The sequence below is a fragment of the Escherichia sp. E14S1 genome (assembly GCF_004211995.1).
GTDB lineage: Bacteria > Pseudomonadota > Gammaproteobacteria > Enterobacterales > Enterobacteriaceae > Escherichia.
In genome coordinates this window covers 18,948-28,719 of the sequence record NZ_RHJQ01000021.1, presented here as the reverse complement: position 1 = coordinate 28,719, position 9,772 = coordinate 18,948, and the positions used below count along the sequence as shown (strand labels likewise).

Below are 9,772 nucleotides of genomic sequence, written 5' to 3'. Positions count from 1 at the left end.
AAATGCCACCTGACACTGGTATACATGCTCGTTACCCCGGAGAAACTGGCTCTGTATTTCTAAACAGTCCCATTGAGATAATATTCCGTCATAATGGAAATAGTCCGTTTTAATAAATGAATTATTTATTGACAGGTTCTGTTTTTTTAATCATGAACGTAATACCCATCACCGCTTTACAGCACACTTTATCTTTCCAGCCATAATCACTAATAATATTAAGCGATCACCAATATTTACAACGCCCAGAACGGATACATAGCTATGTATTTAACAATTCCAACATATTCACCATACCAATAAAATTAAGAGTAACATCCACGCTACCGCCTCCATATAAAAAATGGACAGCTTATAAAATTGCATCTTGCATAGAAAGGGCTGAGATATCGGATGTATTATAATTATCAACAATAAATCTTGAATATTTTCATTAACAGCAACATATCTTATCCCATTAGATATGTTAACAATCAATTATTCTTAACATATCACTAAAGTATATATTACTCTCTTTACTATCTGTTTTTATTGCGGTAGCGATACTAATAGCAAAATTCGGAATTTATTTAGATGCTGGAATTAGAAAAAGGGATGGCGACTTTATCACCTTACCCTGAAGTTTCAGGAAAGTGTGTAAGGAAGTATGCAACCTAACTAGAGATTTCTGATGATCTAGTCGCTTAGAGCGACAATGAAGGTGACCGCATCCTGGCTTGTCCTTTGAAAGGATACTATCGAAACTTGATGCTAAAACAGTGATGAAATGAATAACACGATGGAAACGTCTTCCATGTTAATTATCATGGAAGACGTTGATGTAAAACACCTAAACCAGCCCCCTGATACGAGGCTGGCTTAAGCGCGCAGGCAATCAATAAAAATCGCCGGTTGCCTTTTCGGCCTGATCCATCCACACCGGTTTATCGCTGGTTTTCGACCAGACGCGATGCAGGTAGCTGTAAAAGCGGGCGCGGTCTTTCCAGAAAAGCATGAAAGGCAGCGCCAGAACGCCCGCTGCAACCGCATAAGTACGGCGTAAAAAGATAAGCCATGCAGGATATTCTCTGTAGAGTTCCATACTTTTCTCCCCCTTTTGTATCTACCCGGTGAATGGCACCGGAAAAATGAATTTGTTTATCTGATGAAAATAGTACCGCCTTTTGTGTAATTTTGCTACTCATCCGACCACTTATTTTTGCTTATTGATGGTTTATTTACATTCACCATGTAATTAAGTTACATAAAGGTTAAATTAATACTAAACATTAGTTAAGTCATGGCTTTTGCCATTTTTATACTTTTTTTACACCCCGTCCGCAGATTTTTGCGAAATCTTTGCAGCCAGAATTCTACCCTTCCGGTATCACTTTTAGGCCACTGGAGGTGCACTGTGAGTGCAGGCGTGATAGCCGGCGTGTTGCTGGTGTTTTTATTACTGGGTTATCTGGTTTATGCCCTGATCAATGCGGAGGCGTTCTGATGGCTGCGCAAGGGTTCTTACTGATCGCCACATTTTTACTGGTGTTAATGGTGCTGGCGCGCCCTTTAGGCAGCGGGCTGGCGCGGCTGATTAATGATATTCCTCTTCCCGGTACAGCGGGCGTTGAACGCGTACTCTTTCGTGTACTTGGCGTCTCTGACCGTGAGATGAACTGGAAGCAGTATCTCTGTGCTATTCTCGGCCTGAACATGCTGGGGCTGGCGGTGCTGTTTTTTATATTGCTCGGCCAGCACTATCTGCCACTTAATCCACAGCAGCTGCCGGGGCTGTCGTGGGATCTGGCGCTGAATACCGCCGTCAGCTTTGTCACTAACACCAACTGGCAATCTTATAGCGGTGAAACCACGTTGAGCTATTTCAGCCAGATGGCGGGCTTAACGGTGCAAAACTTTCTTTCTGCCGCCAGCGGGATTGCGGTGATTTTTGCCCTTATCCGCGCGTTTACCCGCCAGAGCATGAGCACACTCGGGAATGCCTGGGTCGATCTGCTACGCATCACGTTATGGGTGTTAGCCCCTGTGGCGTTGTTGATCGCACTGTTTTTTATTCAACAAGGTGCGTTGCAAAACTTTCAGCCTTATCAGGCCGTGACGACCATTGAAGGAGCACAACAGCTGTTACCAATGGGTCCGGTGGCTTCTCAGGAAGCGATCAAGATGCTCGGTACTAACGGCGGTGGCTTCTTTAATGCCAACTCGTCGCATCCGTTTGAAAACCCAACCGCACTGACCAACTTCGTGCAGATGCTGGCGATCTTTTTGATCCCAACAGCACTGTGTTTTGCCTTTGGTGAAGTGGCGGGCGATCGCCGTCAGGGGCGCATGTTGCTGTGGGCGATGTCGGTGATTTTTGTCATCTGCGTAGGCGTGGTGATGTGGGCAGAAGTTCAGGGTAATCCTCATCTGCTGGCACTGGGCGCGGACAGCAGCATCAATATGGAAGGTAAAGAGAGCCGTTTCGGCGTGCTGGTCAGTAGCCTGTTTGCGGTCGTGACTACGGCGGCTTCCTGTGGCGCGGTGATTGCGATGCATGATTCGTTTACCGCTCTCGGTGGCATGGTGCCGATGTGGTTGATGCAAATTGGTGAAGTGGTATTCGGCGGTGTCGGTTCTGGCCTTTACGGCATGATGCTGTTTGTCCTGCTGGCGGTGTTTATTGCCGGGCTGATGATTGGTCGTACACCGGAATATCTGGGTAAAAAAATCGATGTACGCGAGATGAAATTGACCGCGCTGGCGATTCTGGTCACCCCGACGCTGGTGCTGATGGGCGCGGCGCTGGCAATGATGACCGACGCCGGACGTAGCGCCATGCTCAACCCTGGCCCGCATGGTTTTAGCGAAGTGCTGTACGCCGTGTCATCCGCCGCTAACAACAACGGCAGCGCCTTTGCCGGATTAAGCGCCAACTCTCCGTTCTGGAACTGTTTGCTGGCGTTGTGCATGTTTGTCGGTCGCTTCGGGGTGATTATCCCGGTGATGGCAATTGCCGGTTCGCTGGTGAGTAAAAAGAGCCAACCCGCCAGCTCCGGCACGCTGCCAACGCACGGCCCGCTGTTTGTTGGACTATTAATCGGCACCGTGTTGCTGGTTGGCGCACTGACCTTTATCCCTGCCCTGGCGCTTGGTCCGGTGGCGGAATATCTCTCCTGATGATATTGAGTGAGCACTGAATATGAGTCGTAAACAACTGGCGCTATTCGAACCAACACTTGTCGTTCAGGCGCTGAAAGAAGCGGTGAAAAAATTAAACCCGCAGGCGCAATGGCGTAATCCGGTGATGTTTATCGTCTGGATCGGCAGTTTGCTGACCACCTGTATTAGCATCGCGATGGCAAGCGGCGCGATGCCTGGCAATGCGCTGTTTGGCGCGGCAATTAGCGGCTGGCTGTGGGTCACCGTACTGTTCGCTAATTTCGCCGAGGCGCTGGCTGAAGGCCGCAGTAAAGCGCAGGCCAACAGTCTGAAAGGGGTGAAAAAAACTGCCTTTGCCCGCAAGCTGCGTGAGCCGAAATATGGCGCTGCGGCGGACAAAGTTCCCGCCGATCAACTGCGTAAAGGCGATATCGTGCTAGTAGAAGCAGGCGATATTATCCCCTGCGATGGTGAAGTCATTGAAGGGGGCGCATCGGTCGATGAAAGCGCCATCACCGGGGAATCGGCACCGGTGATCCGTGAATCTGGCGGTGATTTTGCCTCCGTCACCGGCGGCACGCGTATTCTTTCTGACTGGCTGGTGATTGAGTGCAGCGTTAACCCCGGCGAGACATTTCTGGATCGGATGATCGCGATGGTGGAAGGCGCACAGCGACGTAAAACGCCGAACGAGATTGCCCTGACCATTCTGCTGATTGCCCTGACTATCGTCTTTTTACTGGCAACCGCCACGCTGTGGCCGTTTTCCGCGTGGGGCGGTAATGCAGTCAGTGTTACGGTACTGGTAGCGCTGCTGGTCTGTCTGATCCCAACCACTATTGGCGGCCTGTTGTCAGCGATCGGCGTCGCCGGGATGAGTCGGATGCTGGGCGCAAATGTGATTGCCACCAGCGGGCGTGCAGTTGAAGCGGCAGGTGACGTTGACGTCCTGCTGCTGGATAAAACCGGCACCATCACACTGGGTAACCGTCAGGCATCGGAGTTTATCCCCGCGCAGGGCGTAGAGGAAAAAACGCTGGCCGATGCCGCACAACTGGCTTCGCTGGCTGATGAAACGCCGGAAGGCCGCAGTATTGTGATCCTCGCCAAGCAGCGTTTTAACCTGCGCGAGCGCGATGTGCAGTCGCTCCATGCCACCTTTGTACCGTTTACTGCGCAAAGCCGGATGAGCGGGATCAACATCGACAACCGCATGATCCGTAAAGGTTCTGTCGATGCCATTCGCCGCCATGTTGAGGCTAACGGTGGTCACTTCCCTGCCGATGTCGATCAAAAAGTCGATCAGGTTGCGCGTCAGGGAGCCACGCCGCTGGTGGTGGTGGAAGGTGCTCGTGTGCTGGGCGTTATTGCGCTGAAAGATATCGTCAAAGGCGGCATTAAAGAGCGTTTCGCCCAGCTGCGCCAAATGGGCATTAAAACAGTGATGATTACCGGAGATAACCGTCTGACTGCCGCCGCCATTGCTGCGGAAGCGGGCGTCGATGATTTCCTCGCCGAAGCGACACCGGAGGCCAAGCTGGCATTGATCCGTCAGTATCAGGCGGAAGGCCGTTTGGTGGCGATGACCGGCGACGGCACCAACGATGCTCCGGCGCTGGCGCAGGCAGATGTCGCGGTGGCGATGAACTCCGGCACCCAGGCGGCGAAAGAAGCGGGCAATATGGTGGATCTCGACTCTAACCCGACCAAGTTGATCGAGGTGGTGCATATTGGCAAACAGATGCTGATGACCCGTGGCTCGCTGACCACCTTCAGCATTGCCAACGATGTGGCGAAATACTTCGCCATTATTCCGGCGGCGTTCGCGGCAACGTATCCGCAGTTAAATGCGCTGAATATCATGCGCCTGCATTCGCCCGACTCCGCCATTCTCAGTGCGGTCATTTTCAACGCCTTGATTATCGTCTTTTTGATTCCCCTGGCGTTAAAAGGCGTGAGTTATAAACCGCTTACCGCTTCTGCCATGTTGCGCCGTAACTTATGGATTTACGGTCTGGGTGGGCTGCTGGTGCCGTTTATTGGTATCAAAGTCATTGATTTACTGCTGACCGTTTGCGGTCTGGTGTGAGGTTTACCATGCGTGGATTACGTCCGGGATTATCGACATTTATCTTTCTGTTATTGATTACTGGCGGCGTTTACCCGCTGCTGACCACCGCGCTGGGGCAATGGTGGTTTCCCTGGCAGGCCAACGGTTCGTTGATCCGTGAAGGTGATACGGTACGCGGTTCGGCATTAATCGGGCAGAATTTTACCGGCAACGGCTATTTTCAGGGTCGCCCGTCGGCAACGGCAGAAATGCCCTATAATCCACAGGCTTCTGGCGGGAGCAATCTGGCAGTCAGTAACCCGGAGCTGGATAAACAGATAGCCACACGCGTTGCTGCATTACGGGCCGCTAACCCGGATGCCAGCACGAACGTTCCGGTTGAACTGGTGACGGCGTCGGCAAGCGGGCTGGACAATAACATCACCCCGCAAGCGGCGGCCTGGCAGATCCCACGTATCGCGAAAGCGCGTAATCTCAGCGTTGAACAGCTCACTCAGCTGATCGCAAAATACAGCCAACAACCGCTGGTGAAATATATCGGCCAGCCGGTCGTCAACATTGTCGAACTCAATCTGGCACTGGATAAGCTTGATGAATAACGAACCCTTACGTCCCGACCCCGATCGTCTGCTGGAACGAACTGCCGCGCCGCATCGGGGGAAGCTGAAAGTTTTCTTCGGTGCCTGTGCTGGCGTTGGGAAGACCTGGGCGATGCTGGCAGAAGCCCAGCGACTGCGGGCGCAAGGGCTGGATATTGTGGTTGGCGTGGTAGAAACCCACGGGCGGAAAGATACCGCCGCAATGCTGGAAGGGCTGGCTGTTCTGCCGTTAAAACGCCAGGCGTACCGTGGGCGGCATATCAGCGAGTTTGATCTCGATGCCGCCCTCGCCCGCCGTCCGGCGCTGATCTTAATGGACGAACTGGCGCACAGTAATGCGCCAGGTTCCCGTCATCCTAAACGCTGGCAGGATATTGAAGAGCTGCTGGAAGCGGGCATTGATGTTTTCACTACCGTCAACGTTCAGCATCTGGAAAGCCTGAACGATGTGGTCAGCGGCGTCACCGGAATTCAGGTACGGGAAACCGTGCCCGATCCTTTTTTCGATGCCGCCGACGACGTGGTTCTGGTGGACTTGCCCCCGGACGATCTGCGCCAGCGGCTGAAAGAAGGCAAAGTCTATATTGCCGGGCAGGCGGAGCGCGCCATTGAACATTTTTTCCGCAAAGGCAATCTAATCGCCCTGCGCGAGCTGGCACTGCGCCGTACTGCCGATCGCGTAGATGAACAAATGCGCGCCTGGCGGGGGCATCCTGGCGAAGAGAAAGTCTGGCACACGCGCGACGCGATCCTTTTATGCATCGGGCATAACACCGGCAGCGAAAAACTGGTCCGCGCGGCGGCGCGGCTGGCGTCACGGCTGGGAAGCGTCTGGCACGCGGTGTATGTTGAAACCCCTGCCCTGCACCGCTTACCGGAGAAAAAACGTCGGGCAATTCTCAGCGCCTTACGTCTGGCGCAGGAGCTGGGCGCAGAGACGGCAACACTCTCTGATCCAGCGGAAGAAAAAGCGGTAGTGCGTTATGCCCGTGAACATAATCTCGGCAAGATTATTCTCGGTCGCCCGGCCTCGCGCCGCTGGTGGCGTCGGGAAACGTTTGCTGACCGACTGGCGCGCATCGCCCCCGATCTCGATCAGGTTCTGGTCGCACTTGATGAGCCACCCGCCCGCACGATTAACAACGCGCCGGATAGCCGCTCTTTTAAAGACAAGTGGCGGGTACAGATTCAGGGATGCGTGGTTGCCGCCGCGTTATGCGCCGTTATCACCTTAATTGCCATGCAGTGGCTGATGACGTTTGATGCCGCCAACCTGGTGATGCTGTATCTGCTTGGCGTGGTGGTGGTGGCGCTATTTTATGGACGCTGGCCTTCGGTGGTTGCCACCGTCATTAATGTGGTGAGTTTCGATCTCTTTTTTATCGCCCCACGCGGCACGCTCGCCGTCTCTGATGTGCAATATCTGCTGACCTTCGCGGTGATGTTAACCGTTGGGCTGGTGATCGGGAACCTTACTGCTGGCGTGCGTTATCAGGCGCGGGTAGCCCGTTACCGCGAGCAACGCACACGGCACTTATATGAAATGTCCAAAGCTCTGGCTGTGGGCCGCAGTCCGCAGGACATCGCCGCCACCAGCGAACAATTTATTGCCTCCACGTTTCATGCCCGCAGTCAGGTGTTGTTGCCCGATGACAACGGTAAATTGCAGCCGTTAACACATCCGCAAGGAATGACGCCGTGGGACGATGCCATCGCGCAATGGAGCTTTGATAAGGGCCTGCCCGCGGGCGCAGGTACTGACACTTTACCCGGCGTACCGTACCAGATTTTGCCGCTAAAAAGCGGCGAGAAAACCTACGGACTGGTGGTGGTGGAACCGGGGAATCTGCGCCAGTTGATGATCCCGGAACAACAGCGCCTGCTGGAGACATTTACGTTGTTAGTCGCCAATGCCCTTGAGCGGCTGACGCTGACCGCCAGCGAAGAACAGGCGCGGATGGCAAGCGAACGTGAACAGATCCGCAACGCCCTGCTGGCGGCGCTTTCGCATGATTTACGCACTCCGCTTACGGTGCTGTTCGGTCAGGCAGAAATCTTAACGCTCGATCTGGCAAGCGAAGGATCGCCTCACGCCCGCCAGGCCAGCGAGATTCGTCAGCATGTGCTGAACACTACCCGACTGGTGAATAATCTACTGGATATGGCGCGAATTCAGTCCGGCGGCTTTAATTTGAAGAAAGAGTGGTTAACGCTGGAAGAAGTGGTCGGCAGCGCGCTGCAAATGCTGGAACCGGGTTTATCGTCGCCCATCAATCTTTCTCTGCCAGAACCGCTGACCTTAATCCACGTTGACGGGCCACTCTTTGAACGGGTGCTGATTAATCTGCTGGAGAACGCGGTGAAATACGCGGGTGCGCAGGCCGAAATTGGTATTGATGCCCACGTTGAGGGCGAAAATCTACAACTGGATGTCTGGGATAACGGCCCCGGTCTTCCACCAGGCCAGGAGCAGACGATTTTCGATAAGTTTGCTCGCGGGAATAAAGAGTCGGCGGTACCAGGTGTAGGGCTTGGACTGGCTATTTGTCGGGCGATTGTGGATGTACACGGCGGCACCATTACCGCGTTCAACCGACCGGAAGGTGGTGCTTGTTTTCGTGTTACACTTCCCCAGCAAACTGCCCCTGAACTTGAAGAATTTCATGAGGATATGTGACAAACGTTCTGATTGTTGAAGATGAACAGGCTATTCGTCGCTTTCTGCGCACGGCGCTGGAGGGCGACGGTATGCGCGTCTTTGAAGCCGAAACGCTGCAACGGGGGCTGCTGGAAGCGGCGACTCGTAAGCCAGATTTGATTATTCTCGATCTCGGCCTGCCCGATGGCGATGGAATTGAGTTTATCCGCGACCTGCGCCAGTGGAGCGCGGTGCCGGTGATTGTGCTTTCCGCACGTAGCGAAGAGAGCGACAAAATCGCCGCGCTGGATGCCGGAGCGGATGATTATCTGAGTAAGCCGTTTGGCATTGGCGAATTGCAGGCCCGTCTGCGCGTCGCGTTACGCCGCCACTCAGCTACCACCGCGCCCGAGCCAGTGGTGAAATTTTCCGATGTTACCGTCGATTTAGCCGCCCGCGTGATTCACCGTGGTGAGGAAGAAGTACATCTCACGCCTATTGAGTTCCGTCTGCTGGCCGTGCTGCTCAACAATGCCGGAAAAGTGCTCACCCAGCGCCAGTTACTCAACCAGGTGTGGGGACCAAACGCGGTCGAACACAGCCACTATTTGCGTATTTATATGGGGCATCTGCGACAAAAACTGGAACAGGATCCCGCTCGCCCCCGCCATTTCATTACTGAAACCGGGATTGGGTATCGGTTTATGCTTTAGGGGCTGAATTTCCGGATGCGGCGTAAACGCTTTATATGGCCTACATATTGCTCCCGTAGGCATGATAAGACGCGCCAGCGTCGCATCAGGCATTGGCTCTCATCGCTAAATATTTTAATACGTATTTATCGCTTTCAACTCTTGCTGGCATTTTTCTGACTGGCAGCGTTGCAACTCAATAATCCCGACATGCATCATCGAGCCAAAAAATCCGCTTTCGCTGACATAATCCTCATTAACTATCGGACGAGTGCCGGGCTTGCCCTGGCAAACCAGCATAAAAAATGAGGTGTAGCATTGCCAGCCGGGATTTAAACCGGCCTTTTCTTGTGCTGACATATCGTGAAGATAAGTAAGTTCTTTTTCGTTCCCGCCTGACAACTGCCAACGTCGGGTATTATCAGGTAAGTTATCGCCACGGCAATTTGTCTTACACCGGGAAGGCGCAATATTTACTGCAATGCTACCCGTTAATCCTCTGGTTTTATCCTTAGGAGTCAGTAACCAGTCGCCAGCTAATGATGATTGTTCAGGTTGGGCGCATGCAGTCAGCAGTAATGTGGCGGCAATGAATGCCACTCTGACGACCAGACTCCTTTTGGTCTTCATTTGG

At 53.3% G+C, this 9,772-nt stretch carries 8 protein-coding genes; 6 read left to right on the top strand and 2 right to left on the bottom strand.

The genetic code is table 11. From position 1 onward, the window contains the following. Nucleotides 1-874: 874 nt before the first annotated feature. Nucleotides 875-1,081, bottom strand: a complete 207-nt coding sequence (locus D9734_RS19540; RefSeq protein WP_000424924.1) for a YbfA family protein — start codon at nucleotides 1,079-1,081, stop codon at nucleotides 875-877. Nucleotides 1,082-1,393: 312 nt separating this feature from the next. Here D9734_RS19540 and kdpF point away from each other — a divergent pair, with 312 nt between their 5' ends. Genes kdpF through kdpE form a run of 6 tightly spaced genes read left to right on the top strand, consistent with a single transcriptional unit; the run spans nucleotide 1,394 to nucleotide 9,159 of the window. Further along, a complete protein-coding gene (gene kdpF / locus D9734_RS19535) occupies nucleotides 1,394-1,483 on the top strand; it encodes a K(+)-transporting ATPase subunit F (RefSeq protein WP_001365534.1) in 90 nt (29 codons plus the stop codon). After that, complete coding sequence (gene kdpA, locus D9734_RS19530) at nucleotides 1,483-3,156, top strand: potassium-transporting ATPase subunit KdpA (protein ID WP_130209842.1); 1,674 nt, start codon at nucleotides 1,483-1,485, stop codon at nucleotides 3,154-3,156. Before kdpF ends, kdpA begins: the two co-directional genes overlap by 1 nt. Before the next feature lie 22 nt (nucleotides 3,157-3,178). Beyond that, on the top strand, nucleotides 3,179-5,227 hold the full coding sequence (gene kdpB / locus D9734_RS19525; RefSeq protein ID WP_130209840.1) for a potassium-transporting ATPase subunit KdpB: 2,049 nt from the start codon (nucleotides 3,179-3,181) through the stop codon (nucleotides 5,225-5,227). A gap of 8 nt (nucleotides 5,228-5,235) precedes the next feature. Next, nucleotides 5,236-5,808 carry a K(+)-transporting ATPase subunit C gene (gene kdpC / locus D9734_RS19520; RefSeq protein ID WP_130209838.1) on the top strand — a complete coding sequence of 191 codons (573 nt, stop codon included), beginning with the start codon at nucleotides 5,236-5,238 and terminating at the stop codon, nucleotides 5,806-5,808. After that, nucleotides 5,801-8,485 (top strand): two-component system sensor histidine kinase KdpD, encoded by a 2,685-nt coding sequence (gene kdpD, locus D9734_RS19515; RefSeq protein WP_130209836.1) that lies wholly within the window; start codon nucleotides 5,801-5,803, stop codon nucleotides 8,483-8,485. Before kdpC ends, kdpD begins: the two co-directional genes overlap by 8 nt. Then, nucleotides 8,482-9,159, top strand: a complete 678-nt coding sequence (kdpE, locus tag D9734_RS19510) for a two-component system response regulator KdpE (RefSeq protein WP_130209834.1) — start codon at nucleotides 8,482-8,484, stop codon at nucleotides 9,157-9,159. The genes kdpD and kdpE overlap by 4 nt, the downstream gene beginning before the upstream one ends. A 114-nt stretch (nucleotides 9,160-9,273) precedes the next feature. Here kdpE and D9734_RS19505 read toward each other — a convergent pair whose 3' ends face one another. Beyond that, nucleotides 9,274-9,768: a hypothetical protein gene (locus D9734_RS19505; RefSeq protein ID WP_130209832.1), complete on the bottom strand. Its 495-nt coding sequence runs from the start codon at nucleotides 9,766-9,768 to the stop codon at nucleotides 9,274-9,276. Nucleotides 9,769-9,772: the final 4 nt, after the last annotated feature.

What these genes read in the sequence shown, in the direction of transcription:
- kdpD (WP_130209836.1), top strand. Translation starts at nt 5,801, where the DNA reads ATGAATAACGAACCCTTACGTCCCGACCCCGATCGTCTGCTGGAACGA.
- D9734_RS19505 (WP_130209832.1), bottom strand. Translation starts at nt 9,768, where the DNA reads ATGAAGACCAAAAGGAGTCTGGTCGTCAGAGTGGCATTCATTGCCGCC.
- kdpB (WP_130209840.1), top strand. Translation starts at nt 3,179, where the DNA reads ATGAGTCGTAAACAACTGGCGCTATTCGAACCAACACTTGTCGTTCAG.
- kdpC (WP_130209838.1), top strand. Translation starts at nt 5,236, where the DNA reads ATGCGTGGATTACGTCCGGGATTATCGACATTTATCTTTCTGTTATTG.
- kdpA (WP_130209842.1), top strand. Translation starts at nt 1,483, where the DNA reads ATGGCTGCGCAAGGGTTCTTACTGATCGCCACATTTTTACTGGTGTTA.
- D9734_RS19540 (WP_000424924.1), bottom strand. Translation starts at nt 1,081, where the DNA reads ATGGAACTCTACAGAGAATATCCTGCATGGCTTATCTTTTTACGCCGT.